Annotated in this window: 21 protein-coding genes; 4 read left to right on the top strand and 17 right to left on the bottom strand. The window is 63.2% G+C overall.

Annotated elements, in window-relative coordinates:
* The first annotated feature begins 418 nt into the window (after positions 1 to 418).
* Positions 419 to 1,081 carry an NADPH-dependent FMN reductase gene (locus HXS66_RS12440; RefSeq protein WP_176503662.1) on the top strand — a complete coding sequence of 221 codons (663 nt, stop codon included), beginning with the start codon at positions 419 to 421 and terminating at the stop codon, positions 1,079 to 1,081.
* 97 nt (positions 1,082 to 1,178) lie between these two features.
* Here the strand turns inward: HXS66_RS12440 and HXS66_RS12435 are convergent, their stop codons facing one another.
* From HXS66_RS12435 to HXS66_RS12410, 6 genes are all read right to left on the bottom strand, one after another.
* Entirely contained in the window at positions 1,179 to 2,237 is a 1,059-nt protein-coding gene (locus tag HXS66_RS12435; protein WP_218015178.1) for a type II asparaginase, read from the bottom strand.
* Between the two features lie 284 nt (positions 2,238 to 2,521).
* Positions 2,522 to 4,222, bottom strand: coding sequence for a gamma-glutamyltransferase family protein (locus HXS66_RS12430; protein ID WP_176503661.1), 1,701 nt, complete (start codon positions 4,220 to 4,222; stop codon positions 2,522 to 2,524).
* A 79-nt stretch (positions 4,223 to 4,301) separates the two neighbouring features.
* Positions 4,302 to 5,141: a sulfite exporter TauE/SafE family protein gene (locus HXS66_RS12425; RefSeq protein ID WP_054556070.1), complete on the bottom strand. Its 840-nt coding sequence runs from the start codon at positions 5,139 to 5,141 to the stop codon at positions 4,302 to 4,304.
* Between the two features lie 245 nt (positions 5,142 to 5,386).
* Positions 5,387 to 6,715, bottom strand: a complete 1,329-nt coding sequence (locus tag HXS66_RS12420) for a TRAP transporter large permease subunit (RefSeq protein WP_176503660.1) — start codon at positions 6,713 to 6,715, stop codon at positions 5,387 to 5,389.
* Entirely contained in the window at positions 6,712 to 7,254 is a 543-nt protein-coding gene (locus tag HXS66_RS12415; RefSeq protein ID WP_176503659.1) for a TRAP transporter small permease subunit, read from the bottom strand. The genes HXS66_RS12420 and HXS66_RS12415 overlap by 4 nt, the downstream gene beginning before the upstream one ends.
* Before the next feature lie 138 nt (positions 7,255 to 7,392).
* Positions 7,393 to 8,484 carry a TRAP transporter substrate-binding protein gene (locus HXS66_RS12410; protein ID WP_077376697.1) on the bottom strand — a complete coding sequence of 364 codons (1,092 nt, stop codon included), beginning with the start codon at positions 8,482 to 8,484 and terminating at the stop codon, positions 7,393 to 7,395.
* A 712-nt stretch (positions 8,485 to 9,196) separates the two neighbouring features.
* On the opposite strand from HXS66_RS12410, the gene HXS66_RS12405 reads away from it, so the two are divergent.
* Positions 9,197 to 10,171 (top strand): hypothetical protein, encoded by a 975-nt coding sequence (locus HXS66_RS12405; protein ID WP_176503658.1) that lies wholly within the window; start codon positions 9,197 to 9,199, stop codon positions 10,169 to 10,171.
* On the opposite strand, the gene HXS66_RS12400 is transcribed toward HXS66_RS12405, so the two are convergent.
* The 9 genes from HXS66_RS12400 to HXS66_RS12360 form a co-directional block, all read right to left on the bottom strand.
* Positions 10,166 to 10,618, bottom strand: a complete 453-nt coding sequence (locus tag HXS66_RS12400; protein ID WP_077376692.1) for an Lrp/AsnC family transcriptional regulator — start codon at positions 10,616 to 10,618, stop codon at positions 10,166 to 10,168. The two genes, HXS66_RS12405 and HXS66_RS12400, sit on opposite strands and share 6 nt — an antisense overlap.
* Before the next feature lie 177 nt (positions 10,619 to 10,795).
* Positions 10,796 to 12,511, bottom strand: a complete 1,716-nt coding sequence (gene ushA / locus HXS66_RS12395; RefSeq protein ID WP_176503657.1) for a bifunctional UDP-sugar hydrolase/5'-nucleotidase UshA — start codon at positions 12,509 to 12,511, stop codon at positions 10,796 to 10,798.
* Between the two features lie 351 nt (positions 12,512 to 12,862).
* Entirely contained in the window at positions 12,863 to 14,293 is a 1,431-nt protein-coding gene (locus tag HXS66_RS12390) for a uracil-xanthine permease family protein (RefSeq protein WP_077376686.1), read from the bottom strand.
* 273 nt (positions 14,294 to 14,566) lie between these two features.
* Complete coding sequence (locus HXS66_RS12385) at positions 14,567 to 14,875, bottom strand: putative quinol monooxygenase (RefSeq protein WP_084208749.1); 309 nt, start codon at positions 14,873 to 14,875, stop codon at positions 14,567 to 14,569.
* Positions 14,876 to 15,048: 173 nt separating this feature from the next.
* Complete coding sequence (gene nfsB / locus HXS66_RS12380; RefSeq protein WP_176503656.1) at positions 15,049 to 15,708, bottom strand: oxygen-insensitive NAD(P)H nitroreductase; 660 nt, start codon at positions 15,706 to 15,708, stop codon at positions 15,049 to 15,051.
* Between the two features lie 186 nt (positions 15,709 to 15,894).
* Entirely contained in the window at positions 15,895 to 17,439 is a 1,545-nt protein-coding gene (gene guaD, locus HXS66_RS12375) for a guanine deaminase (RefSeq protein WP_255303231.1), read from the bottom strand.
* Positions 17,436 to 18,422 (bottom strand): xanthine dehydrogenase accessory protein XdhC, encoded by a 987-nt coding sequence (gene xdhC / locus HXS66_RS12370; RefSeq protein ID WP_176503655.1) that lies wholly within the window; start codon positions 18,420 to 18,422, stop codon positions 17,436 to 17,438. The genes guaD and xdhC overlap by 4 nt, the downstream gene beginning before the upstream one ends.
* A complete protein-coding gene (gene xdhB / locus HXS66_RS12365; protein WP_176503654.1) occupies positions 18,419 to 20,833 on the bottom strand; it encodes a xanthine dehydrogenase molybdopterin binding subunit in 2,415 nt (804 codons plus the stop codon). Before xdhB ends, xdhC begins: the two co-directional genes overlap by 4 nt.
* Positions 20,811 to 22,367, bottom strand: a complete 1,557-nt coding sequence (locus HXS66_RS12360; RefSeq protein WP_176503653.1) for a xanthine dehydrogenase small subunit — start codon at positions 22,365 to 22,367, stop codon at positions 20,811 to 20,813. The genes xdhB and HXS66_RS12360 overlap by 23 nt, the downstream gene beginning before the upstream one ends.
* Positions 22,368 to 22,707: 340 nt before the next feature.
* Between HXS66_RS12360 and HXS66_RS12355 the strand changes: the two genes are divergently transcribed.
* Positions 22,708 to 23,385: a TetR family transcriptional regulator C-terminal domain-containing protein gene (locus tag HXS66_RS12355; RefSeq protein WP_084209727.1), complete on the top strand. Its 678-nt coding sequence runs from the start codon at positions 22,708 to 22,710 to the stop codon at positions 23,383 to 23,385.
* Between the two features lie 140 nt (positions 23,386 to 23,525).
* Here the strand turns inward: HXS66_RS12355 and HXS66_RS12350 are convergent, their stop codons facing one another.
* Positions 23,526 to 24,101: a hypothetical protein gene (locus HXS66_RS12350; RefSeq protein WP_176503652.1), complete on the bottom strand. Its 576-nt coding sequence runs from the start codon at positions 24,099 to 24,101 to the stop codon at positions 23,526 to 23,528.
* Positions 24,098 to 24,454 (bottom strand): hypothetical protein, encoded by a 357-nt coding sequence (locus tag HXS66_RS12345; RefSeq protein ID WP_077376667.1) that lies wholly within the window; start codon positions 24,452 to 24,454, stop codon positions 24,098 to 24,100. Before HXS66_RS12345 ends, HXS66_RS12350 begins: the two co-directional genes overlap by 4 nt.
* 424 nt (positions 24,455 to 24,878) lie before the next feature.
* Here HXS66_RS12345 and HXS66_RS12340 point away from each other — a divergent pair, with 424 nt between their 5' ends.
* Positions 24,879 to 25,793, top strand: coding sequence for a MurR/RpiR family transcriptional regulator (locus HXS66_RS12340; RefSeq protein ID WP_205632693.1), 915 nt, complete (start codon positions 24,879 to 24,881; stop codon positions 25,791 to 25,793).
* The last annotated feature ends 484 nt before the right edge of the window (positions 25,794 to 26,277 follow it).

Genomic DNA, 26,277 nt, shown 5'->3' with positions numbered 1-26,277 from the left:
TCTGGGTGGTTCGGCGAACGCGGTCATCCATCGTGAGCCATCTTTCCGCCTTGCCAGTGGCGGGGGGATCGTCGTCCCTCGTCAGCAAGGAAATGGCGCAACCTCGAATATGCCATAACGCTACCCAAGGCTCATTGCTGGCGGAGATGTGCTGAGGAAACGGTGATGTGGCGCATCGTTTCCTGTCGAGGAATTCGTCGAAAGCGATCTCACCTTCGCGAGGTAAGCCTTGGGTGACGGGCGAAAATGGCGAAGACATCGAGTCTGATGTGTCGCTTCCGATCACGAGATACCACGAAGGGGGTTTCGGTCAATCTGCCAATCGGCCGAGATGGCAATGGAGCATGGTGGGAATGCGTGATTCAGGGGTGATGCGCTGCCAGAATCACCTTACATGACACACTTGAAGGAGTTGACAATGGCGCTCAAGATTCTGGTCTTTCTGGGGTCGGTACGGACAAGTCCCCCCCCATCCCCCGCACGTCTGGGAGAGCGGGTCGCCAGATGTTGCATGGCCAAGCTTGAGGAAAGTGGTCATGAAGCGGTGTTGATCGACCCCCTGAATTACGACCTCTCGGACCCCTTCAAGCCGCTGTTTTCCTATGCACAACGCAATGCCCCGCAGGACTTGCTCAATCTCGCCCAGCAAATTGAAGCGGCGGATGGCTATGTGATGGTCAGCCCCGAGTACAACCATTCCATGAGTCCGGCACTGGCGAATCTCCTGAATCACTTCGGCAGCTCGCTCTACTCCTACAAGCCGTCGGTGATCGCGACCTATTCCGCAGGCCAGTGGGGCGGCGTGCGGGCGGCGGTCAACATGCGCACCTTCCTCTCGGAGCTGGGCTGTCTGCCGGTCTCGGCGATGATCCACGTGCCCCGGGCCCAGGACGTGCTCGATGAGGACGGCAGCTACACCGAGACTCAAGATGCCCAGAAATGGAGCGGCTATCTCGAGCGGGCCTTCGAACAACTTGCCTGGTGGGCGAATGCGGCCAAGCGCTATCACGAGAGTGAAGAGGGTGAGAAGCGCCCCGGCGCCTTCACGCGCAGCCCCTCGCAGCGCAACGCGCCTGAATGAATCACTGAGTGTGGAAAAGCAACAAGGGACTGCCGTGGCAGTCCCTTGTTGCTTTGCGGGTCACTCTCACGCCGCGTCATGCCATCTGGTGGATGGCTTACTCGAAGTAGGCGCGCAAGGTGTCCATGTCATCGGTTTCGGTCAGCGCCAACGAGAGCAGAATGCGCGCTTTCTGAGGGTTGAGTGCGCCGCTGCCGATACCTTCTTCCTTGGCCGTCACGATGCCGTTGCCGGTACGCGTGCTGCGAACGACTGGCAGACCATCTTCCATCGCCTGCTTCACCAATGGCTTCAGAGTGTCCGGAATGGAGCCATTGCCGCTGCCGGCTATCACGATACCCTTGGCGCCATTGTCGAGTGCAGCGGTGAACAGCGCCGGGTCCATGTCCTGATGGGCGTAGATGATATCGACCTTGGGCAGGCCATCGAGGGACGTCACGTCAAAATGTGGCTTGTCGGTCGGGGTTGCCGGTGTGTAGTAGAAGTGCGGCTTGCCGCTGATGAAGGCACCCAGATAGCCCTGCTCGGTCGCCTTGAAGGTGTCCATCATGATGGCATTGGTCTTGGTGGTGTAATACGCCGAACCGATGCGGTCGTTGAGCACGATCATCGCCCCACGACCCTCCGCGCCTTCATCGGCGGCCAGCGTGACCGCCTCCAGCAGATTGAAGGGGCCATCGGCACTGATGGCGGTCGCCGGACGCATGGCACCCACCATCACCACCGGTTTGTCGCTTTCGACCGTGAGATCCAGGAAGAAGCCGGTCTCCTCCAGCGTATCGGTCCCATGCGTGATCACCACGCCATGTGTGGCATCAGTGGCCAGCGCCTCATTGATCGATTTCGACAGCTTTAGCAGGATTTCCTGATCGATGTTGCTGCTGCCGGTATTGGCGATCTGCTCGCCCGTCACCTCTGCCACGTCTGCCAGTTCCGGTACGGCATCCAGCAGTGCCTGCACGCCGATGCTGCCGGATTTGTAGTTGGTGGTGTCCGTGGAGGAGGCTGAACTGCCCGCTATCGTGCCGCCGGTCGCGTAGATCTTGACGCCCGGGTGATCCGCCGCATTGGCCTGAATGCCATAGGCCAGTGAACAGGCGGCGATCGAGATGGCAGCTACAAGGCGGCGAGGCGTCATGAAGGAAGCTGTGGTCATTGTGGTGAGTCGCTCTTTGTCGTTGTTGTCGGAGTTATCGATGCCAATGGCCTGTCGATACCGTGCTGGCCAATGAACATCCGATGCGTCTGTGCAGAGGCAGGCGGTTTGCCTCATGGTTTCCTCAATCATGAATAAGGAAAGTTTAATGTCATGACGAGGTCTCATCCCTGCCCCCCGGGGTCTGACGGGGGGAGGGAGGGGGGGGGAACCGTACTATTGTCAGCATCAATCTGAGTAGCAATATCCCGGCCAGCTCGTGACGCTGAGCTGGCCGGATTTCATCAGGTCAGCGCTGCACCACCATCACTGCGCGGATCGTGTGCCGCCTCGACCTGGCCATCGGGGTGACGCATCACCGCACCGGCGTGACCCAGCGTATCGCTATAGGCGTCTTCCAGCACCTCTACTTCATGCCCCAGCTCCCTGAGTGCCTCCGCCATGTCACCCTCAAGGCGCGATTCGAGCTTGAGGCTGGTGCTGACATCGCCCCAGGTGCGACCCAGCAGCCAGCGTGGAGCACTGATCGCGGCCTGCAATGACATGCCGTGGCGGGCGATGCGCGTGAAGACAGCCGCCTGAGTCTGTGGCTGACCTTCCCCCCCCATGGTGCCGAAGGCCATCACGCGGCCATCATCGAAACACGCCAGTGAGGGGTTGAGGGTGTGGAAGGGCTTGCGGCCCGGCGCCAGGCTGCGCAGTCTGTCGGGCGCCAGATCGAACGCCAGCCCGCGGTTCTGCCACATCACGCCACTGCTCGGCAGTACCATGCCACTGCCGAACTCCCAGTAGACGCTCTGGATGAAGCTGACGGTAGTGCCCTCGCTGTCCGTGGCGCCCATCCAGATGGTGTCGCCCTCGGCGGGCTCGTGGGGCCATTCCAGGGCGGCCTGCATGTCGATCATTGCCGCCTGCTGAGTCAGGGCATCCTGTGAAAGATGTACCTGTTGCGTCGCGATGCCGCTTTCCAGCCCGCCCTCGAGGCAGTCCGGAGAGGTGATCAGGCAGTCGCGCACCAGGAAGGCGCGTTTGGTGGCCTCGATCAGCGCATGCAGGTGACGCGGTGTATTGCCCTCCGCTTCGCTGATGCCGTGCCTGGCGCTCAATTCATCGTAAAGCCCCAGAATCATCAATGTCGCCAGACCCTGGGTCGGGGCGGGCAGGTTGTATACCTCACTGTCGCGCAGACGCACCTTGAGCGGCGTGACGCGTTGGGCGCGATAGCCGTTGAGGTCCTCCAGGCGCAGCGGACTGCCGGCGGACTGCAGTTCCTGCGCCATGTGCGCCGCCAGCTCGCCTCGGTAGAAATCGTCCAGCCCGGCATCCGCCAGGCGGGCGAGGGTCATGGCAAGCGCCGGCTGACGCAGGCGGGCGCCTTCCTCGAGCGCCATCGGCTCCCCTGACTCGCTCTGACCCAGATAGCGCTGCGCAAACCCGGGTTGCCGTGACAGCACGGCCAGGTGCTTCTCGCTCAAGGCTTGCTGGCTGGCGCTGACCGCGACCCCGTCATTGGCATGGCGGATGGCCTGGCGCAACAGCGTCGCGAGAGGCAATGGCGCGCGCTCGGCGTCGGAGGTGTCTGCCGAGAAGGCCAGTGCCTCCTGCCAGCCGCCGATGGTCCCGGCCACCGTCAAGGCGGACAGCGGCCCACGGGTGGGGATGCTGTCGCCATTCACCAGGGGAGCGCCTGTCTCGTCATCGGCGACACCGTAGCCTTGCGCGGCGTAGAACTCTCGGCTGGCCAGCGCCGCGGCCGGCCCACAGGCATCGATGGCGATGGGGGCGAGACCGGGTCGCTTGATCAGCCAGAAGCCATCGCCGCCGATACCATTCATGTGCGGATAGACCACGGCGATGGTCGCGGCCATCGCGACCATTGCCTCGATGGCGTTGCCACCATCGCGCAGGATATCGCGGCCCGCTTGCGCCGCCAGATGATGGGGCGCGGCGCAGGCGCCGCCAAAACCACGTCGGGTATGAATCATGGCGTCTTGCTCCTGAGGATTCCGTTGTTGTTATTGCGCCGTTGCTATTGCGCCGTTGTCATTGCGCTGAGGGCGGAGATCAGCTGCCGGTGAACAGGTCGTAGAACATGCGCAGTGCCGTGAACATCAGGAAGATGGCGAAGACCTTCTTGAGCTTGGCGGCATCCATCGCATGGGCCAGCTTGGCACCGATCGGCGCACACAGCATGGTCGCAGGCACGATGGCGGCGAAACCGAGCAGATTGACGTAGCCGATGGAGCCCGGCAGCAGGTTCGGCTCCCCGATGCCATTGAGCAGGAAGCTGGCGGTGCCCGGCAGGCTGATCACCAGCCCGAGCGCTGCGCCCGTGCCCACGGCCAGGTGCATCGGAGTGCCCAGGGTGCTGAGGGTCGGCACGCTCAGGGTGCCGCCGCCGATGCCCATCAGGGTCGAGACGCCACCGATGAAGGTACCCAGCGCACCACTGCCCAGCGGGCCCGGCAGGCCAGTGCCCAGCACGGTGGACTGACGACGGAACATGTTGAGCGCCACGAGGAAGGCGACGGTGGCGAACAGCCCCATCAGGACCGCGCCGCTGAACAGGTTGGACAGCAGGCCGCCGATGATGACGCCGATGATCACGCCCGGCAGCAGACGCTTGAGTATCGCCGGGTCAAGATTGCCCTTGGCGTAGTGGGCCCTGGCCGACATGATCGAGGTGGGAATGATGGTCGCAAGCGAGGTGCCGACCGCCTGGTGCATGCGGACCGCCTCATCGACACCCAGCAGGCTGAAGAGGTGAAAGAGCACGGGCACGATGACGATACCGCCGCCGACCCCCAGCAAGCCGGCCATCACGCCGGCAATCATGCCGGTGACGATGAGTGCGGCGATCAGACCGAGAATCCAGTGCAGTGGATAGGCTGAGAACAGTTCCATGGTGTTTCCTTGTAGTACCCGTATGGCGCGGGGTCATTCATTGCTGGTGAAAGTTGCCGACAGACGACATCGGCAGTCGAGGCATCTCCCTGGAGCGCTTTCTCTCGCGCTGTCTCCGAGGGGGTGCGAGCGGGTTGGCGAGCCAAGACATTACGCGTTGCTGAATTATCTTTTCAATGCCCTTGTGATGGCCAGGCCCCGTTGGTGGCGTCAAGTCGCCTGTCAGGCTGGCCATCGTGACCGGGTTACCAGCCGATGGCGTCCGGCAGCCCGGTGGCAAGACCCGGGAAGCAGAACAGCAGCACGACGGCCATGGCCTGCAGTCCCACGAAGGGGAGTACGCCGAGATACAGGTGGCGTGTCGTGACTTCCGGTGGCGCGACCCCCTTGAGGAAGAACAATGCCCAGCCGAAGGGAGGCGTCAGGAATGACATCTGCAGATTCATCGCCACCAGTACGCCCAGCCATACCATGTCGGTGCCATAGCCGATGAAGACCGGCAGGAACATCGGCAGTGCGATATAGCTGATCTCGATCCACTCCAGGAAAAAGCCGAGCACGAACAGTATCACCATCAGGAAGATGAGAGCGCCCAGTTCTCCCCCCGGCAGCAGATTGAACAGGTCATGCACCATGTTCTCGCCGCCCAGACCGCGGAAGGCCAGCGAGAACGGCTGCGCGCACAACAGGATGAAATAGACCATGGCGGTGATGGTCAGGGTCGAGTGCAGGCAAGCCTTGAGCATCGGGAAATCGAGGCGCCGCGCCAGCAGTGCGATCACGAGACTGCCCAGTGCGCCCATCGAGGCCGCCTCGGTGGGGGCGGCCACGCCACCCAGAATCGAGCCCAGTACCGCGAAGACCAGCATCAGCGGCGGAATCACGCTGCGCGCCAGATCCCTCAGCAATTCCTTCATGCCGCCAGCGGCGGCGCGCTCCTCTTCTGGAATGGCCGGGACGAGTTCCGGCTTCCACCAGCCCAGCACCAGCAGGTAGACGATGTAGATGACCGCGATCGCCAGGCCCGGCACGAAGGCCGCGGCGAACAGGGTACCGACGGATTCGCCGAGAATCTCCGACAGCAGGATCAACACGAGGCTCGGCGGAATGATCTGCCCCAGGGTGCCGGAGGCGCAGATGGTGGCCGAGGCCACGCCCGGGTGATAGCCGCGGCGCAGCAGGGTCGGCAATGTCAGCATGCCGACGGTGACCACAGTCGCACCGACGATCCCGGTGGAGGCGCCCATCAGTACGCCGACCAGAATGATCGCGATGCCCATGCCGCCGTTCACGCCACCCATGGCGCGCCCGATGGTCTCGAGCATGTCCTCGGCGACCCGCGATTTCTCGAGCATGACCCCCATGAACACGAACAGCGGTATCGCCAGCAACGTGTAATTGGTGACCACACCATAGAGACGTGCCGGCATCAGGCTGAACAGCAGCGGGCCGAAGCCCGCCAGACCCGCCACGAAACCGGCCACCGCCAATGAGATCGCGACCGGAATCCCGATCAGCATCAGGATCAGGAAGCCGCCGATCATGCTGAGGGCAATCCACTCATTCGGACTCATGAAGGCACCTTGGTGTTGGATGACGTGGTGGAAGAGGCGTCGGGCATGCGGTTCGTCAATGTCAGCAAGGCGCGCAGGCAATCCGCCATGCCCTGCAGGGCAAGCGCGGCGAAACCGATGGGGATGAAGGCCTTGAGCAGGTAGCGATAGGGCAGGCCGCCGGGGTCGGGTGAGCCTTCCATCAGTTGATACGACTGCTCGGTATAGCTCAGGCCGAGCCAGGCAATGGCCGTGCCGATGGCGATGGTCATCAGGGCGCCGAGCAGATCCACCAGCGCACGCCCCTTGGGGGGGAATCGATCATAGAAGACATCGACGCGAACGTCGGCGCGATGCTTGAGGGCATAGGAAATGCCCAGCAGCGCGATGGGGGAAATCAGATGCCACTCGAATTCCTGGAGTGGCACGGGACTGATGCTGAAGAAGTAACGCAACAGCACGTTACTGGCGACCAGCACCACGAGTGCCAACAGCGAGTAACGGGCAATGATGCCCAGCCGCTCGATGATGCCCTCGAGACAGTGGATGACATGCAGCATGACATGACCTCACGAACGCCACGACGGGACAGGCCGTGGCGTAGACAGGGGGAGCAGGGATGACACCAGCGGTGATCCGTTCAGGCACTGGGGACGTGAGCCGCAGGTACCGCCACGGGGGAGGTTCGATGTCAGCCGTCAGAGTGCCAGGAAGGTCTTCTCGCTGACGGCGGCCCATTCCTTGTGTTGATCGCGGAAGGCCATGAACGACTCGTGCACACGTGCAGTGTCCGGATCGGCGGCCGCCATGTCGGTCAGCGTCTTCTCGGTGACTTCCTTCAGGCGCGCCACCACGGAATCGGGCAACGGCTGAGCGGTGACGCCCTCGTTTTCCACCAGATCATTGAGCGCTTCGGCGTTCACCGACTCACACCAGGCCTGGCTCTCGACATTGCACGCCTGAGCGGCGGCCTTGACGATGGCCTGCAGGTCTTCCGGCAGACTCTCCCAGGCGGCCTTGTTGATCATCAGTTCTGTGACGTTGGTCGGCTCATGCCAGCCGGTGGTGTAGTAGTACTTGGCAGCCTTCTGAAGCCCCAGACGGCGGTCCTGATAGGGCCCGACGAATTCGGCGGCATCGATGACACCGCGTTCCAGCGCCGGGAATATCTCGCCGCCCGGCAACAGGCGCACGGCGACGCCCAGCTCGGCATAGACCTTGCCGGCAAGCCCCGGGATACGCATCTTCAGGCCTTTCAAGTCCTCCACCGTGTTGATCGGCTTGCGGAACCAGCCGGTCATCTGCACGCCGGTATTGCCCATCGGGAAGGCGATCAGTCCCTTGGGGGCGTACAGCTCATGCCACAGCTCCAGGCCGCCACCGTGATACAGCCAGGCATTCATGCCCTGGGTATTCATGCCGAAGGGGACGGTAGTGAAGTACTGGGCAGCGGGAATCTTGCCGGCCCAGAAATAGGCATTGCCGGCGTTCATCTCCACCACGCCACTGGCGACGGCATTGAAGCCTTCCAGTGCCGGAATCAGCTCACCGGCCGCAAAGTGCTGGATCTTCATGCGCCCGCCCGACATGGCTTCCACCTTGCGGCAGAAGTCGGTCGGGCTACCGGGGCCCTCGACATAGAAGGGCGATCCCGGGCCGTAGGCATTGGTCATCTTCCATTGATAGGTCTTGCTGGATTCCGCGCGCACGATGGCGGGCGCACCCATCACGAGTCCAGCGGTTGAGGTTGCCAGAGCGGCACCCAGGAACTTGCGACGATCGAATGTCATGGGAGGTTCTCCTGCGGACGGATGACCAGTAGTGCCCCTGCGGCGGTGGATGTGCGGATGCGGCAAGGGGAGCCTGTACGGCGTGCTGACATCGAGGTCAGCGATCTTGTTGTGTCGGTGTTTCTGCATGCTCTTGAGTAGCGATGTCTTTCATTTGTCAGTTTTGAGGCTGTCATTTGTCATCGCGCTACGGGGATGACTCTGCAAGCCGTGTGCCATTTCGCCGCCTGAGAAATTTTCCCAATTATTTCAATTAACTACGTGCAAGATTAGGGCGCTGTTTTCCGTTGAGAATGCGCGCATGCGTCTCCGGAGTTGCACATGTGAGACCGTGGAGCCGCTGATGTGCGGAGTTCAGTGCCTGACAAATGTCAGAAGATCACGCCAATCGCGGCATTTGTTCATCGATAGCATCACGGAAGGTGACATCTGGCTCGCGAATGTGGGGTGGTGATGATCAATTGTCATGCTTGCCGCATTGTGGTGCGCTTGAGTCATCGCGGTGCATTGCCTCTGAGCGAGGCTGTCAGGAAAGGGCTTGGCACGAGAGGGCTGAGCGGTGCGTGGGCTGATAGGGACGGGGGGGCAGGGAGAAGAGAGAGCTGGGCGGAGCGAGCCGACAGGGACATGAATGGGGCCGGTGATTGCCGGGCGATGACGACAGTCAGCAAGCCCGGTGGCATCATGCGGCTTTGCCCTGTTGGAGCCTTGCATGTCACCTCATGATTCTGACGATTCCGCTTCTCCCACGCCGGCCACGTCTGCCGTCTCCTCCACGCCTTTCGCGAGACATGCTGGCGTGCGCCTGCCTGCCGCCCCCGGCGCACCCACTGACGCGCGAATACCCCGCGCCTTCCTAATCGCCATCCTGCTGGTAATGGCAGTGCTTGCCTGGTGGGAGTTGCCCCAGCAGTGGGCACGCGATGTCATCGATGCCACCCTGGGGCAGGCCTTCAGTGCCTTCGCCATCGCCAAGGGCCTGAACGCGACCATCTCGGTGCTGCAGTCCTCGACCATCGACCTGCAGGTATTTCAGGTCTCGCCCGGGGAGGCGCTGGACCCCGCCAATGACATGATCGAGCGCTTCTCGTGGGTGATGTTCGCGGCCACCGGCTCATTGGCGCTGCAGAAATTGCTGCTGGGCATCTCCGGTTCCGTGATCATCAAGAGCATGACCACCGTGGCCTGCCTGCTGGCGGTGTTCGGCCTGCTGGCCGAGGGCAGGCGGGCAGACAGCGAAGCCGGGCGCGTCCCTCCCTGGTGGCAGCAGGCACTCGTGCGCCTGGCGCTATGGGGCATCGCGCTGCGCTTTGCCGTGCTCAGTGTCGCGCTGGCCAGTGGTGCGGCAGGTCAGGCCTTTCTCGATGACAGCCGAGATGCGCAGATGGCGCAGCTGAGCGTGACGCAGCAGCAGCTGGCGGAAGTGGCGGACAAGCAGGTGGGAGGCGAGCACGAAGAGCGCAGCTGGTGGCAGCAGTTCAAGGGCAGCATGGAAGGCTGGGTCGGTGGGCCGATCACCAGTGTCACCGAGGGCTTTGATGCCATGACCGACAAGGTGATCGACCTCACCATGCTGTTCATCACCCAGACGGTGCTGTTCCCGCTGGGCTTTCTGTGGTTCACCATGCGCTTGCTGCGTGGGTTGGGTCGCATGCACTTAATTCGCGACCCCGGCGCGTGCTTATAGCCGTGCGCCACCACGACGATGCTTGACGCGTGTCATCAGCGACTTGCAGTCGACGGAGAGTATCTCGTCACGATTGAAGATATGTTCGCGCACGAAGCTGTCGAAGGCTTCGTAGCTGTCGGTGAGGGTGTGGATGTGCAGGCTTTTCAGGTCGCTCATGATGTAGAGACTGACCACCTCGACACAGGCGGAAAGCTCCTCGGCGATGCGCTCGATGGCGCTGGGCGCGACGGTCAGGTCCACGAAGGTGGAGATGCCCTTGCCGAGCTTGTCCGGGTTGATGACGGCGGTGAACTGCTCGATCACGCCACTCTCGACCAATGCCTGGACGCGTGAGCGGGCGTGAGCACGCGAGATGCCCAGCTTGCGGGCGATGTCGGCATAGGACATGCGGCCGTCCTTGATCAGCAGGTTGAGCAGCTCACTGTCGGTGCGGTTGAGGTTCATGGGCCAGGGTCTCGACGGTCTTTGTTGTAGTGGTGCGCATGTCTTATCAAACCTGTGCGATCCGCACTTGTATAGTCCGACTGCAGCCCTGGCGAGGATATTCCGGCTCTGGAAACGACAACGGGACGCCAAGGCGTCCCGTTGTCATGTGCATGTTTAGAGCAGAAGCCTTGAGCGTCACTGATAGACGATCTCGCCCTGGGGCGCGTACGGCGCGACGTCGATCGGGCTCTGCTCGGCAAGGTAGGCCTTGAGCACATCGGCATCGACGAAGCCGGTATCCAGGTAGCCCGGCAGGTCAGTGACCTTCGGATAGCCATCCCCGCCGGCGGCATTGAAGCTTGGAACGCTGAAGCGATATTGCGCGCTCATGTCCAGTGGCTGGCCCTGGATCATCACGTCAGAGACGCTGCCCTCGGCCCGGTCGACCTGCATGCTGATACCGGCGAACTGGGCATAGGCGCCGGAGTCCACCGGCTGGGTCGCCACGGCATTTAGGTAGTCGAGCACCTCGCTGCCCGACATGCTGACGACCCCCACGGTGTTGCCGAAGGGCAGTACGGTCAGCACATCCTTGTAGGTGATCTCTCCTTCAGGCAATGAGGCGCGCACGCCACCTGAGTTCATCACGCCGAAGTCTGCCTTGCCGGCCTGCATGGCGGCGGTGGCGATCAGGCGGCCCAGATTGGTCTGGGCAAAGCGCACCACGTCGCGATCCCCCTCCAGCTTGCCGTTGCTCTGCGCGACGCTGACATTGAGCTGCGCCTGACCCTTCTCCTGATAGGGGCGCAGGAACTCGAGCAGCTCACTGTCCTCGGCGATTTCCTCCTTGACCAGCACCTTGTGACGCTCGCCGTTCACTTCGACGGTCTTCTTGAGGTTCACAGGGATCAACTGATAGTTGAGCATGGTCAGCTCGCCATTGCGGAACTCGTAATCGGCACGCCCCACGTACTTGCCCCATTCGTGGGCCTGCACGATATAGGTGCCGTTCTGACGGTCCGGCTGGCAATCATCGCCGGGCGCAAAGTCCGCCATCCGGTTGACGCCCTCCATGCACACGGGCTCCTGAGAGTGACCGCCGACGATCATGTCCAGCGCCCCGGTGGGCAGGTAGCGCGCAAGCGTGACGTCGCCCGGCGCATTGATGCCATGCTCGGCGTTCTGATAATGCCCCATGTGGGTGACGGCGAAGATCAGGTCCGGCTGCTCGTGCTCGTTCAATTGCTCGATGACCTTGCGTGCCTCTTCCTTGGGATCGCGAAACTCGAGATTGCTGAAGTACTCGGGATTGCCGATGCGCACGGTGTCTTCGGTGGTCAGGCCGATCACCGCGATATGGACGCCGTCTTCATCGAAGATCCTGTAGGGCGCGAACAGACGCTCGCCGGTGGCCTTGTCGTAGATGTTGGCGGCCAGCATCGGGAAATCGGCCCAGTCGCGCTGCTTGAGCAGCACGTCCAGCGGGTTGTCGAATTCATGATTGCCCACCGCCATGGCGTCATAGCCGATGCGGTTCATGCCCTTGAAGTCGGGTTCGGCCTGCTGCAGGTCGGACTCCGGCACGCCGGTATTGATGTCTCCGCCGGACAGCAGCAGCACGCTGCCACCCTCGGATTCCACTTCGGCGCGGATACGGTCGACCAGCGTCTTGCGTGCCGACATGCCGTATTCGCCATCGCTGCTGCGCCAGAAGCGACCGTGATGATCATTGGTGTGCAGCACCGTCAGGTGATAGGACGTGTCTGCCTGCCATTCATGGTCCTGATGGGTGGCGCAGGCGCTGAGCGTGCTCAGCAATGCAGCCCCCAGCAGGGTCTTCAGCGCCAGGCGCGAGCGGGGGGATGTGCGCAAGCCCGGCGCGTTTGATGAGGTGAGTCGAGTGTTCAGCATGAGCGATACGTTCCTTGTGTCTGGCTCCGAGGCGCTATGGCGCCTTCCAGCCTCAAAGTGCTGATTGTCAGGGTGGCGATTGCAAGACTATTGATGAGAAAGCGCTTATGTGTAGTGGGTGAAGGGTAACCGATGGCAAGGCACACCGCTGTACGAGTCTGTCTTGCCATTGTGGAGATTGGATGACCTGCTCAGGAAGTGCGAGCTGTGCGCCGCTTGCCTACGTCAGCGAATGGCGTGAAGAAGTGTGGCTGACCTGTAGAAGCGCGACTGGCCTCAAGAGGCGACCGACATGAAAAAACCGGCCAATGGTGCGCCGGTTCTTTCATGTCTCATTGCGGCGCCTGCGGCTCAGGCGTGTTCCTGCTCCGCGCTGATGCTGTCGGTGGACTCACGCTCACTCGCTTTGGGATTGAACACCTCGGCATCTTCCATCTTCGGCAGCAGCAACTCGGCGAGGATGGCAGTCAGGCCGCCCATGGTGATCGGCGAGCGCAAGGCATCGGCGAAGGCCCCCGGAATCGCGTTCAGCACATCCGGTACCATGCCGACGCCCAGACCAAGCCCCAGGGCCAGCGCGATGATCATCATCTCGCGACGCCCGATGGGCTGCGCCATCAGGATGCGGATGCCGGAGACGGCGATCAGCGCGAACATCAGCGTGGTGGTGGCACCGAGCACCGGGCGCGGCATCTGCGTGAGCAGGGTGGCGATGAAGGGCGACAGGCCCAGCAACAGCAGGAAGCCCGCCACGTAGCGGCCCACATGGCGGCTGGCGATACCGGTCAGCTGGATCACGCCGGTGTTCTGACTGAAGGTGGTGTTGGGGAAGGTGCCGGCCAGCGCGCCGAGTGCGGAATTCAGGCCATCCCCTAGCACGCCGCCGCGCAGACGCTTCTGATGCGTGTCGTCATCCACGGCGAGCCCCGAGGCGCGTGCGCTGCCGGTGAGATCGCCGACGGTCTCGATGGCGGTGATAATGAAGATGAAGGCCACCGGCAGGAAGGCGGCCAGCGAGAAGTCGAAGCCGGTATTCAGCGTCGCCGGGTGCGGCAGAGCGATCAGTGCGGCATCCGCCAGTTGTGGCGCATCGTACATGCCGCCCAGCGCCGCGATGATGCAGCCGACGGCCATGCCGATGAAGATGGAGGCGATTCTCAGCCACGGGTGACGCGAGACCTGACAGGCCAGTACCGTGATCAGCACGCAGCCGGCCAGCGCCAGATTGGCGGGGGCGCCGAAGTCCGCAGCACCGAAGCCGCCACCGATATCCGTCATGCCGACCTCGATCAGACTCAACCCGATCAGCATCACCACCACGCCTGTCACCACCGGTGTGATGACGCGCTTGAGCCATGGTAGCACCGTGCCCAATGCCATCTCGATCAGGCTGCCGGCCAGACAGGTGCCGAACAGTACCGCCAGCACCTGTTCGTCACTGGCATTCTGGCTGCGCGCGATCAGGCCGGCGGTGATCAAGGCCGACACGAAGCTGAAGCTGGTGCCCTGGATGCTCAACAGCCCCGAACCGAATGGCCCCAGGCGCTGGGATTGAATCCAGGTGGCGATCCCGGAGACCACCAGCGCCATCGACAGCAGACTGGCGGTGTAGGCCCCGAGCGATAGCGCACTGGTGATGATCAATGTCGGTGCAATGATGCCCGCCAGACTAGCCAGCAGATGCTGGGCCCCGGCGAGCGCCGAGATGGGAACGGAGGGGCAGCTCTCGAGGCCGAGCAGTGGCTCGTCGATCCCCTTGTGCTGGGAGGAAGCTTGGGTCATGGGACGCTCCTTGTCGGCTCGCGGCAAATGCGGGAGGAATGGGCTGATGATCGAGTATGACGATGCGTGATCACGCCATGCGATTCGCGGGCGGGCAATTATAAGCAAGAAGTGAACCAATATCAGGTGTCTTTTGCTGTCACGACGTCTTGTCGCCGAGGCACTCGATGACTGGCCGGATAACGCAGGACCCCGCCGAGCGTGACTCGGCGGGGTCCTGGAATTGACGTCCCTGTGGCCCGGGCAAGCGGGTGCAGGGTCAAGCGGCTGGCGTCAGACTGTCAGCAGACGCTGGATCTTGAGGCCGATCTCGCCTTCCGCGAAGGCCCCCAGGAAGCCCTGGAAGTGCTCGGATGCCACGTGGGCTTCCAGCGCTTCTTCATCCCACCATTCCTCCAGTACCACGAAGTCGCCTTCCGGTACCGGCTCGCCTTCCTCGACCTGCTTGTCTACCGCGAAGAGTTCATATTGCAGACAGCCCTTGTCGGACTGACTCTTCTCGACCAGGTCGGCGAGAATGTCACGGGCCTTTTCCTGCTGGTCGGCGGGGAAGGTCAGAGTCGCGATAAGCTTGAGAGACATGGCATGAATCCTTTCGTGAACGAAAATGATGACGCGTGAAGCGGATGCCCCACGTGACCGGCAGACGATGGGACATGAGCAGAAACGGTGTCATGTCCGATGGGCGGATGCAATGCGGCAGGCACGGAGCCCCGTGGGGGAATGCGCTGCCCGCCGCTCGATGACCCCTGCGCTTACAGGCGAGTGAAGAGTTCGTCTGCCGGCAGACGGGACTTGGGCAGTTCCGCATTGAAGTCGTCAGCGGCGCGATAGCCAAGGCTCACGGCGACCAGGGCGTTGAAGCCTTTCTCGCGCAGCCCGAATTCGGCGTCCAGCGCCACCGGGTCGATGCCTTCCAGCGGCACCGCATCGATGTTCAGGCTGGAGGCGGCATACAGCAGGCTGCCGTAATTGAGGTAAACCTGCTTGTCCATCCAGTGCTGCATGTCCTTGAGATCATGACGATGCAGGTCGATGAACAGACGACGGGCGCCGTCCATCATGGCGCTGAACTCGTCATCCTTCTTGAAGCGACCATCAGAGGCTTCGGTATCCAGCAGATGGTTCAGGTAGTCGTCGTCCAGGGTAGTGCGGGTGCAGAACAGCACGACGTGAGACGCATTGGTGATCTTCGGCGAGTTGAAGGCGTACTTGTCATCCGTACCGGCACGTGCGAAGCGCTGCTTGGCATCGTCAGACTCCAGCACCAGGAAGTGCCACGGCTGGGAATTGACGCTGGAAGCGCTCAGGCGCATCACGTTTTCCAGTTCCTGCCAGTCGGCGGCGCTGATCTTGCGCGCCGGATCGAAGGCCTTGGTGGAATAACGACGTTGCATGATGGCAGTGGGAGTCATGATGACGGACCTCGTAATGCGTCGGCACCTCTGAGGGTGCCCAGGACGTTGAAAGAAGATGGCGCCATCATAACGAGTGGACTCAGCGTTGAGTATCCATGTCTCACGCACCTTTATGATGAAAAAATGGCACCAATTCTATAAATTGGCACCATTTGTCAGCATGTTGTCACACCTGTGATGCCCTCAGGGCATTAATGCTTCAACATGTGGGCGTGTCTTCGCAGCGGGGTGATCACTCAGCAGCATGCCGTGCCGTTTGCGGCAGCGGCCCGCCACATGCACCTCGCGAATCGCGCGGTCATCCCCGAGCATCATCAGGGCGAACAGCACCTCCCCCAGCGGTACCTGCTGTGGCTGTCCCCAGCGGGTACGCCGCGCCAGCAAGTGAGTCGCTGTGGGGTCGAGCACGATCACGTCTGCCTCCATCCCCGGATGCAGGTTGCCGACCTTGTCCTCCAGCCGCATGGCGCGCGCATTGCCCAGCGTCAATTGATAGAAGCCCTGCCAGGGCGTCAGTGGCTGGTTGGCACGTGACGCAAGCCCCGCCACATCATGGGCGACTGCACCGTGCAACTGACCGACCTGATAGGCTGCCTTGAGGCTCTCCAGCTGACAGAGGCTGGAGCCACCGCCGACATCGGTGGCGATGCTGATGTTGATCCCCTGATGGCGGGCGCTGGCGCGATCGAACAGCCCGCTGCCGAGGAACAGGTTGGAGGTCGGACAGAAGGCGATGCTGGCGCCACGATCCGCGATGCGCTGGCGCATGCCATCGTCCAGGTGGATGCCGTGGGCGAAGGTGGTGCGCTCGTGACTCAGGCCAACATCCTCATAGATCGCCAGATAATCCCGAGCCTCGGGGAACAGTTCCGCCACCCACTTCACTTCATCGAGGTTCTCGGCCAGATGGGTCTGCAGGTGCAGGTCCGGCTGGCACTTGAGCAGTTGGCCGGCGGCCTTGAGCTGCTCGGGGGTGGAGGTCGGGGCGAAGCGCGGGGTCAGCACATAGCCGAGGCGATCACGCCCGTGCCAGTCCGCGATCAGCCGCTCATCGTCCTTGAGCGCGGTGACGCCTGAATCGAGCAGTGCCGGCGGCGCATTGCGATCCATCATCACGCGACCGGCATGCACACGCATGTCGCGGCTCCGCGCGGCCCGGAACAGGGCATCGGCACTGCTGGCATGCGAGGTGGCAAACACCTGGGCACTGGTGGAGCCATGACGCAGCAGCTCATCGAGGAAGATCTCGGCGACCTCGGTGGCGTGCGCGGGGTCGGCAAAGCGCTGCTCGGCGGGGAAGGTGTAGGTATTCAGCCAGTCGATCAGGCAGTGACCATAGCTTGCGATGATATCCAGCTGCGGGAAGTGCACGTGGGTATCGATGAAGCCTGGCATCATCAGACCGGTGACGCTGTGCGGCGGGCTCAGGCGGACAAGCTCGTGCATGTCGCTGTGCGCGACAAGGGCGGAGCAGTCGCCCAGCGCCACCACCTTGCCGGCGTGCATCACCAGCAGGGCATCCGCGTAGTACTCGATGGCGGGGTCCCGCTCGCCTGACGCAAGCGTTCCTTGCGGATCGTCCAGAGGCTCATCCAGGAAGTGCAGCAGGGCGCCACGCAACAGGCTGACGCTTTCTGGCGCCTTTGCGGCCGAGCGCAGCGCCCCCGTCAGTCGGCGGTCATCCAGGTGGCAGGCCACAGATAGCGGGGTGTCTTGGTCAGTCATCATTCGGCCTTCCGTGTCGGTTCTGTCTGGTGCATCGCGTCAGGGGCAAGGCGGGCGCGCAGCTGGCGGGCACCCTTGCGCGTCAGGCCATTGCCGTCCAGTGATGGGGGGTGTGACGAGGTTGGGGAGTTCGCGTCGTCGGTCTGCTGGGCGGCTTGGCTGGCCTGCAACTGAAGCAGTTCGGCCACCACCGCGATCGCGATCTCCTCGGGGCGTTTGCCCGGAATCCCCGGCACACCGATCGGGCAGCGAATGCGGGCGACCTCGTGCTCGTCGAGATCGCAGCGCAGGCGCTGGCGAAAGCGCGCCCACTTGCTGCTGGAGCCGATCAGCCCCAGCGAGGCCAGGTCATCACGCGGTGCAAGAGCCGCCACCAGCGCCTGGTCCTCGACATGATCATGGGTCAATACCAGCACATGACTGCCCGCCCTCACTGGCAGCGAGTCGGAGGCCGGCGCCGCTTTCGAGAGCGGCAGGTCCGTCAGGATATTGAATGTCTGGCGCTGCACACGGCCCTCACTGCCCGCAGGAATCGTGGCGGACTCGAGCTGCTCGGCGCGTGAATCCCGCCAGTCGATCTGCCAGTCCAGCGGTGCCAGGAGGTGGACGATGGCCTGACCGACATGGCCGGCGCCGAACAGGGTCAGCCGTGGCGCAAGCGTCGGGTACAGCTCGATCAACACCTGCACGTGGCCACCACAGCATTGTTGAGCATGCTGGCCCAGCGCGATCTCCTCGAGATGACAGCCCGATTGTCCCTGCGCCAGCATCGCTCGGGCGCGCTCCACCACCAGCTGTTCCAGCCGGCCGCCGCCGAGGCTGTCGTGCAGCGTATCCGGGGTGATCAGCATCTTGCTGCCGGCACCTCGCGGGGCGGAGCCCGCCACCGTCACCACGGTGGCCAGGGCATGGGCCGTCAGCGCTGCCTGTGCCTCGGCGAGCGCCTGATACCAGCGGCCCGTCGCGGCACTCTTGATTGCACTCATGACGGCACCTGCGTTGGCTCTGCGCCGGCAGTGGCGTGCTGCTCCTGCCAATCACGCTGCTCACGCGCCGCCAGCATCACGCGCTCCGGCGTGGCAGGGGTATCCAGGCGCACTGCGCGGCGGTAGTCGGTCAACGAGGCCAGCGCATCGCGCAGCGCCGCCCACACGCTGATGGCGAGCATGAAGGGGGGCTCACCCACCGCCTTGGAGCGATAGATGCTGGCGGCCGAGTTGGGGTGTCCTTCCAGCAGGCGTACCGTGATCGCGCCGTCGGGTACGTCGCTGATGGCGGGTATCTTGTAGGTGGCCGGGCCATCGGTCAGCAGGCGGCCATCCTCGTTCCACTTGAGTTCCTCCGTCGTCAGCCAGCCCATGCCCTGCACGAAGCCGCCTTCTATCTGACCGATGTCGATGGCCGGATTGAGCGAATCTCCCACGTCGTGCAGGATCTCGGCGCTTTCCAGGCGGTATTCGCCGCTCAAGGTATCGACGACCACTTCACACAGCGCCGCGCCGAAGGCGTAGTAGTAGAAGGGGTGTCCGGTGCCACTTTCGCGGTCGTAGTGGATGTCCGGGGTGGCATAGAAGCCCTTCTCGGAGAGCGAGATGCGTTCCAGATACGCCGCCTGGATCAGCTCCCCCCATGTCATCAGTACGCCGCTCGGGCCATGCAGTTCGCCATTGTCGAGGCTCAGGCTGGTGCGTGGCTGGGCGAGATGTTCGGCGGCGAAGTCGAGCAGGCGCGCCTTGAGGCGCAGGCAGGCATCACGTGTGGCCATGCCGTTGAGGTCCGCTCCCGAACTTGCCGCGGTCGGTGAGGTGTTGGGTACCTTGTCGGTGCGCGTGGCGGTGATGCGCACCCTGTCCACGCTCAGGCCCAGCTCACGGGCCGCGACCTGGGTGATCTTGGTGTGCAGGCCCTGGCCCATCTCGGTGCCGCCATGATTCACCTGCACGCTGCCATCGGTATAGACATGCACCAGGGCGCCGGCCTGATTGAGGTGCTTGGCGGTAAAGGAGATGCCGAACTTCACCGGCGTCAGCGCCAGCCCCTTCTTCACCACCGGATTGGCGGCATTGAAGGCGCGAATCTCGGCACGACGCGCCCAGTAGTCGCCCTGCGCCTCGAGCTGGTCGATCAGCGTGGTGAGAAGTGGGTACTGATTGACGTGCTGGCCATAATGCGTGGTCTCACGGCCCTCGCAGTAGAGGTTGCGCTTGCGGATCTCCAGCGGGTCGCGCCCCAGACGCCTTGCGATATCCTCCATGGCCGCCTCGATGGCGAGCATGCCCTGCGGACCACCGAAGCCGCGGAAGGCGGTGTTGGACGCCACGTTGGTGCGGGCACGGATACCGCGTACGTGGGCATTGCCGAGGTAATAGGCGTTGTCGGCATGGAACATGGCGCGATCGACGATGGCATCCGACAGATCCGGCGAGTGGCCGCAGTCGCCGGTCAGCTCGATGATGGCGGTGTCGATGCGCCCGCTGTCATCGACACCGAACTGGTAGCGGTGATGGAAGGGATGGCGCTTGCCGGTCAGGCGCATGTCGTCATTGCGGGGCAGTCGCAGTCTGGCGGCCCGCCCCGTACGACGCGCCACCAGGGCTGCCAGACATGCCACCGGCGCGGCCTGGGTTTCCTTGCCGCCGAAGCCGCCTCCCATGCGACGGGTTTCCACCGTGATGGCATGGAAGGGCACGCCCAGCACCTCGGCGATCAGCTTCTGGACTTCGCTGGGGTGCTGGGACGAGCTGTGCACCAGCATCTCGTCGTCTTCACCCGGCAAGGCCAGCGCTGCCTGGCTCTCCAGATAGAAGTGTTCCTGTCCACCGCTCTCAAGCTCGCCGTCCAATTGCCAGGCGGATCTGGCAAGTCGTTCGCTGACGCTTTCGCGTGTCGTTGCCCGGCCGTTGGCCAGACGTGCCTGGGTATGGGTCGGGCGCACCAGATCACCGCGACTGGCGGCCTGGCAGGGATCAAGCGTCAGTGGCAAGGGGGTCACCGCCACCTTGGCCAGTCGCGCCGCCTGACGCGCCGCCCGCTCGCTCTCGGCGGCAACCACGAACAGCGCCTGACCATGATGACTGATGCGATCACTGACCAGCAGCGGGTCGCCGGGGAAGACCGGCCCCACATCGCTGTGGCCGGGGATGTCGGCGGCGCTGAGCACGCAGACTACGCCGGGAGCACGGCGCACCGCCTCGAGATCCAGTGTATCCAGGGTGGCGTGCGCGACCTCACTCATGCCGATGGCTAGATGCAGCGAACCCGTGGGCAGTGGCAGGTCATCCACATAACGCGCCGAGCCGCTGACATGGCGCTGGGCGCTTTCATGCTGACGCGACTGGAGAACGGGGGTGGCCGGCGCGGCGCTGGCGTCGGACTCAAGACTGTGCAAGGTACGCATCGAGGCTCTCCAGTGGCATGAGGGGGGCAGTCGCGTGACGTTCATTGTGGATTCGCTGCGCCACTCGGGGGACCAGATGGCTGGCGGCCAGCAGACGATACTCGCGGGAGCCACGCACGTCCGAGAGAGGCGAGAAATCGGCCTGGATGGCCTGCTCGATCCTGTGGCGAGTGAGGGTGTCGAGCTGGGCGGGCGTGAGTGATTCCAGCGTTTCACGGCTCAGGAGTGCCTCGAGATGCGGTGCACGTGCCGGAATGCCGGCCATGCCGCCGAAGGCGACTCGCCAGTGCTGAGCATGGCCACTGGCATCGCGCCGCCAGGCGAAGACCCCCAGCAGCGTGGAGATGTCATCATCCCGCCGTTTGGAAAGCTTGTGGACCGCCAGCCGCTGATTGTGAACCGGCCGCGGCAGGAAGAGGGAATGGATGATCTCGTCGGGCATCAATTGGGTGCGCTTGTAGTCGAGGAAGAAGTCCTCAAGCTTGAGGATGCGCTCCCCATCGACACTCATCAGCTGGAGATAGGCCTCCAGCGCGATCAACAGCGGCGGCATGTCCCCGATGGGTGAGGCGTTGCCGATGTTGCCGCCCAGCGTGCCACGATTGCGGATCTGTTCACTGCCCAGGCGAGTGAGCAGGTCCGCGCCCTCGGGATAATGTTCACGCAGCAGTGGCATCAGCTGGCGGTAGGTCACCGCAGCGCCGATCCACCAGCCTGCCTGGCCGGCGTGTTCCCCTTCCTCGATGGTGCCAAGGGCCGCGACACACGTGGTATCGATCAGTGCCGGGAAGTCACGCAGGCGTTGCGTGTATTCCAGCATCAGATCCGTGCCCCCCGCGATCAAGGGCGCCTGGGGATGTGCGGCGCGCAGCGCCAGCAGCTCTTCGAGACGGGTGGGACGATGGAAGGTGCTTGAGCCTTTCAGTTCGCTATCTCGCTCGCGACGGGACGCTGAATTCGCCTCGCCAGTGGCGGGCTGACAAGCTGCCTGGCCGGATGACAGCAGGGTGGCCGGCCCGAATTCTCCCTGCAGCAGGCGATGGGCAGCCTCGCGTATCGGTCGATAGCCTGTGCAGCGGCACAGATTGCCGCCCAGCGCATGGTCGATCATCTGGTCGCGCCGCGCGGCATCGAGACTCTCGCCCTCTGCGCTGCGCAGCTGATGATCGGCGTGCAGCACCGCCAGGCTCATGGCGATGCCCGGGGTACAGAAGCCACATTGGCTGGCGTGGGTCGTCACCAGCGCTTGCTGCACCGGGGAAAGCGAGGAGGTGGCGGTCTCGTTCGACAGTCCCTCGATGGTGATCAACTCGCAATCCTGCAGCTGGTGGGCGGGCATCAGGCAGGCATTGACCGTCGTCATGGGCTGGCCCGGCACCTGCAAGGCAATCGTGCAGGCGCCGCAGTCACCGGACGCGCAGCCTTCCTTGGTGCCGGTATGCCCCAGAGAGGTGCGAAGGGCTTCAAGCGTTGTCGTTCCCGGTGCAGGCGCGGGCAGCTGACGCGCGTGTCCGTTCAAGGTGAAGTCGATCATGCAGGCATCCCGTCAGGTCGTCTTGTCATTGTGGTGCCTTCAGGCGTATGGCACAGCCGAATCTGGGCATTGCGGGCCCGATTGGCGTCTTCGAGTGTCAATGTAACAGCTCATGTTGTATTTCTAGCAAGAATCTGACCAAATGGTCAGCCAATGGTGTGGTATTTTTGCGTGGGTGGCGCAAGTGCGCGTCAGGAGAGCGACGCATCGAGCGTATCGCGCCTGCCCGGGGTGAGCATTCTGACCACAGCATCGTGACGTGAGGCCGAAATCGAAGGTCATGTTCCGGTGCTGTGGTCAAGATGCTCGAACGATAACGTCTATTTGATGAGTGATGCTGATGCCTGCAGATTCTCCTTCTTCCCTGTATGCCGAAGTTCGTCGTTCCCGAAGTGCGGAATTCAGTCCGACACCGACCAGCTCTCCCCGTGAGCAGGCGGAAAGTCGAATCATGGAAGCTGCCGAGTGTGTCTTTGCCTGTCACGGCTATCGTGGCAGCACACTCAAGCAGATCGCGGACGTGGCCGAGTTGCCCAAGGCCAATCTGCTGTATTACTTCGGTTCCAAGGAAAAGCTCTATGTGCATCTGCTGGAGCAGACGCTGACGCGCTGGAATGCGTCACTTGAGGACATCACGGCCGATGATGACCCGCGCGAGGTGCTGGAGGCGCTGGTGCGCGTCAAGCTCAAGCTGGCACGTCAGGCCCCACAGGCATCGCGCCTGTTCGCGGCGGAGGTGATCAGCGGCGCGCCGTTTCTGCGTGACTATCTCAGTGGAGAGTTGCGCCAGTGGGTCCAGGCGCGCTGCGAGGTGATGAAGGCGTGGATGGCAGCTGGCAAGCTGCGCGAGGCGGAGCCGATGTGGGTCATCTATCTGATCTGGTCCACCACGCAGCACTACGCGGACTTCGCCGCCCAGATCGACCAGCTGGGCGGTGCGCCGCGCACGGATGAGGACTGGGAACAGCTGGCGGACTTCGTGGCCAGCACGCTGTGTGATGGTCTCTGTCCGCGCTGAGCCATTGGTTCGGCCAGATGGGTCATGGCAGACACGACAACGCCCGCTCCGGTGTTCCCGGCGCGGGCGTTGTCGTGTCTGCTGGTGCGTGTCATCGGAATGTCGTCGAGATGTCGGATGGGGGAGCTGGAACAGGAGGCTCAGCTGGCCAGCTCAAGTGCATTCGCGGCCTTGCTCGTCAGGTGGGCGCCGTTGCGTTGCTCCGGCTCACAATGCTGATGCATCTGCCAGCCATCGCGGGCGTCCTGCGCCAGATAGATCAGTGCGGCATCGGCAGTGAGCCAGAGTCTGGCAAGATCACGTTGATGTCGGGTGCGGTTGGCAATCGGCAGGGCATCCGCACACACGATGACCACCGGCGCCTTGAGCAGCCAGCGTGGCGCATGGCTTGGCCAGCTGTGGTGCACGGCGTCCAGCCAGGGCGCCTTGGGGCTGGCGGGGGAGGTCTGCCAGCGCCAGCCACGGCCGACTTCCAGGATGCCGCGTGAGGTCCACAGGAGGCTGCGACGTGGCAGCTGGGCTTCCATGCTTGCCAGCAGCGCGTTGTCACTGTCGGCCAGTGACTGGATGGCGCCCCGCTCGAGCGCCAGGCGCTCGCCGGCATGCAGTCCGGCGTTGATGTCGAAAGTCACGCGCATCACGGGTTCGGCGTTCACTGCGCAGTTTTCCAGCGGGATGTGCATGCCGCATTCCATGCCGATGGTATAGACACTCATGCCAGCATGCCCCGACGGACCATGCTGTGACGCAACAGGGTCTGATGACGATGCTCGGCTTCCCAATCCGCGTGCACCTTGTGGTTGATGTTCGGGTCAAAGACGGCCTGTTGCTGGGCGACGCGTGATGCGTCGATATCACCGACCGCACGGGTGTCGCTCACCTGCGAGGACATCAGCAGGGGCGGAGCTTCGTAGCCCATTGCCATCACGCCCAGCAGTTGTGAGGCGCAAGCGGGGGTATCAGCGGCTTTCTCTGCGCCCACTGTCAGAGGAGTGAAGGTCTGTGCGGCAAGCTTGTGAGTCATGGCCCGACAGGTATCGAGCAGAGTGGTCATCGTAGAGGTGGCCATGAGACAACTCCTTGCGCCACGCGAGCGCTTGATCGGTAAATTTGCCATCTTGGTGTTCGGTGGGTGTCCTGTCGGGTGGCGCATTGCCTGTGCCCGCTGGGTGCCCACTTCATGTTTAGCGATCTGCATGCCGCTCCAGGGAGAATTACGCCAAAACAACCACTTGGTGAACACGTGCTGAGGCCGTGCCTGTCATCGCCCGCCCTGCAGCTCATGTGATGGGCCGAATTCCCGGGTCAACCGCCACCCGAGAGGGCAATTGATGCACTGTCACCTTGCCGCTGGCCCGACGCTTGCACTGTGATGAGGCACAATGACGTCTGGGGCATCCTTGAGCCCCGGGCGCGACGCCAGTCCCCCGTTGCCATATCAGACCCTGAGTGGCGGCCCACGGGGTGCCATGACACCAGAGAGACCCTTCGCCATGACTCAAGCCACGCGTGATGACTCCAGTGCTTCAGCCACTGACTCCGAGATGCCTTCTCGCGCTGCGGCAGCGTCGCTGGCAGGCCAGAGCCTGCATCAGCGCCTGACTCACCACCTTGAGCGATTGACCCCCAACGAGCAGCGTATCGCGCGTTTTCTGCTCGCGCATCAGGATGAGCTGGCGCTCTACAATGCCGCCGAGCTCTCACGGCTGACGCATGTCTCCAAGGCCACCGTCAGTCGCCTGTTTCGCCGCCTCGGCTATCAGGACTTCCGGGAGGCACGTGATCAGGCGCGCAGCCTGCGTCATGCGGGCGTGCCTGTCGTCTCGAGCACGCCCACGCCAGACCACCATCAGCGCCACTATGAGCAGGAGTGTCGCAACCTGCGTCAGGCACTGGCGGCGCTGGACATGCTCGACATGGAAGCGCTGGGCCGCACCCTGGCCAATGCCGAACGCTTGCAGATCATCGGCTTTCGCAACGCCTATCCGCTGGCACTGCATCTGCGCCAGCAACTGCTGCAATTGAGAGGGCAGGTGGCGGTCCTGCCCCAGCCGGGCCAGTCACTCGGGGAGGAGGTCGCGCGGCTGAGCGCCAATGACGCCGTGGTGATATTCGCCATGCGCCGGCGCCCGCAGGGGCTGGCACGTCTGCTGGGGTGGCTGGGCCAGGCTCCCTGCACGGTACTGCTGGTTTGCGATGACAGCCTGAGCGAGATCCCTGCCGGTATCGAGCATGTGCTGCGCTGCCCGCTGGACAGTGTCAGCGCCTTCGACAGCTATGCCGCCGCCATGAGCCAGATCAACCTGCTGGCCACACGCCTGCTGCATGACGACCTCGTCGCTGGTCGCAGCCAGATTCGCCGGGTGACGGACACCTTCGAGTCACTCGAGGAGCTGGGAGACGGCTAGCAGTGTCATTGCGGTTGCCTGCGCTGCCGCCCATCCCATCACGATGCTTCTCGCCCTGCGGGTTGCGCGCACCCGCAGGGCGCATGGGCTGCCTGATTGCACCAACAGTGTCCCTTTTCATGTCGATGACGCCCGGACACTGTGCGTTCGAAGAAGCGTCATCGAGGGCGTGCAACGCAACTTCTCTCCCTCGCACTGCCTTCCCGCTCGTATTCAAGCTCGGCCTCTAGCCCGCCCTCTAGCCCGCCCCAGGCTCTCTTGAGGCCCGTCATCTGGCCTGTCTTCACGCCTGCACTTCATCACCTGAACCATTGTCAGGCGAGCGCCTCGTGCACGTTCGGGCCGTACTGGCGTGGCGTTGGCACACTCGTTGCAAAGATGGATAAGGGAATCACTTGTTTCATTGGTCAGGATTTGAGTTTCACGTTGCCCGCCAATGCGACGAGGAGTCAGCGGACAGGACTCGTCCGATAGGGCCCATCAG

Origin of the sequence: Cobetia sp. 5-11-6-3, from assembly GCF_013374055.1 — a bacterium.
Classification (GTDB): Bacteria; Pseudomonadota; Gammaproteobacteria; order Pseudomonadales; family Halomonadaceae; genus Cobetia; species Cobetia marina.
This window is presented reverse-complemented; position numbering and strand designations above follow the sequence as displayed.

Bases quoted from the DNA above. Each gene is read 5' to 3' on its own strand.
- HXS66_RS12390 (WP_077376686.1), bottom strand. From the start codon at position 14,293: ATGACCCAAGCTTCCTCCCAGCACAAGGGGATCGACGAGCCACTGCTC.
- HXS66_RS12405 (WP_176503658.1), top strand. From the start codon at position 9,197: ATGTCACCTCATGATTCTGACGATTCCGCTTCTCCCACGCCGGCCACG.
- HXS66_RS12385 (WP_084208749.1), bottom strand. From the start codon at position 14,875: ATGTCTCTCAAGCTTATCGCGACTCTGACCTTCCCCGCCGACCAGCAG.
- HXS66_RS12425 (WP_054556070.1), bottom strand. From the start codon at position 5,141: ATGGAACTGTTCTCAGCCTATCCACTGCACTGGATTCTCGGTCTGATC.
- HXS66_RS12435 (WP_218015178.1), bottom strand. From the start codon at position 2,237: ATGACCACAGCTTCCTTCATGACGCCTCGCCGCCTTGTAGCTGCCATC.
- xdhC (WP_176503655.1), bottom strand. From the start codon at position 18,422: ATGAGTGCAATCAAGAGTGCCGCGACGGGCCGCTGGTATCAGGCGCTC.
- HXS66_RS12430 (WP_176503661.1), bottom strand. From the start codon at position 4,222: ATGATTCATACCCGACGTGGTTTTGGCGGCGCCTGCGCCGCGCCCCAT.
- HXS66_RS12355 (WP_084209727.1), top strand. From the start codon at position 22,708: ATGCCTGCAGATTCTCCTTCTTCCCTGTATGCCGAAGTTCGTCGTTCC.
- xdhB (WP_176503654.1), bottom strand. From the start codon at position 20,833: ATGCGTACCTTGCACAGTCTTGAGTCCGACGCCAGCGCCGCGCCGGCC.
- HXS66_RS12400 (WP_077376692.1), bottom strand. From the start codon at position 10,618: ATGAACCTCAACCGCACCGACAGTGAGCTGCTCAACCTGCTGATCAAG.
- HXS66_RS12350 (WP_176503652.1), bottom strand. From the start codon at position 24,101: ATGAGTGTCTATACCATCGGCATGGAATGCGGCATGCACATCCCGCTG.
- HXS66_RS12410 (WP_077376697.1), bottom strand. From the start codon at position 8,484: ATGACATTCGATCGTCGCAAGTTCCTGGGTGCCGCTCTGGCAACCTCA.
- HXS66_RS12415 (WP_176503659.1), bottom strand. From the start codon at position 7,254: ATGCTGCATGTCATCCACTGTCTCGAGGGCATCATCGAGCGGCTGGGC.
- HXS66_RS12420 (WP_176503660.1), bottom strand. From the start codon at position 6,715: ATGAGTCCGAATGAGTGGATTGCCCTCAGCATGATCGGCGGCTTCCTG.
- HXS66_RS12340 (WP_205632693.1), top strand. From the start codon at position 24,879: ATGACTCAAGCCACGCGTGATGACTCCAGTGCTTCAGCCACTGACTCC.
- guaD (WP_255303231.1), bottom strand. From the start codon at position 17,439: ATGATGACTGACCAAGACACCCCGCTATCTGTGGCCTGCCACCTGGAT.
- HXS66_RS12360 (WP_176503653.1), bottom strand. From the start codon at position 22,367: ATGATCGACTTCACCTTGAACGGACACGCGCGTCAGCTGCCCGCGCCT.
- HXS66_RS12440 (WP_176503662.1), top strand. From the start codon at position 419: ATGGCGCTCAAGATTCTGGTCTTTCTGGGGTCGGTACGGACAAGTCCC.
- ushA (WP_176503657.1), bottom strand. From the start codon at position 12,511: ATGCTGAACACTCGACTCACCTCATCAAACGCGCCGGGCTTGCGCACA.
- nfsB (WP_176503656.1), bottom strand. From the start codon at position 15,708: ATGACTCCCACTGCCATCATGCAACGTCGTTATTCCACCAAGGCCTTC.
- HXS66_RS12345 (WP_077376667.1), bottom strand. From the start codon at position 24,454: ATGGCCACCTCTACGATGACCACTCTGCTCGATACCTGTCGGGCCATG.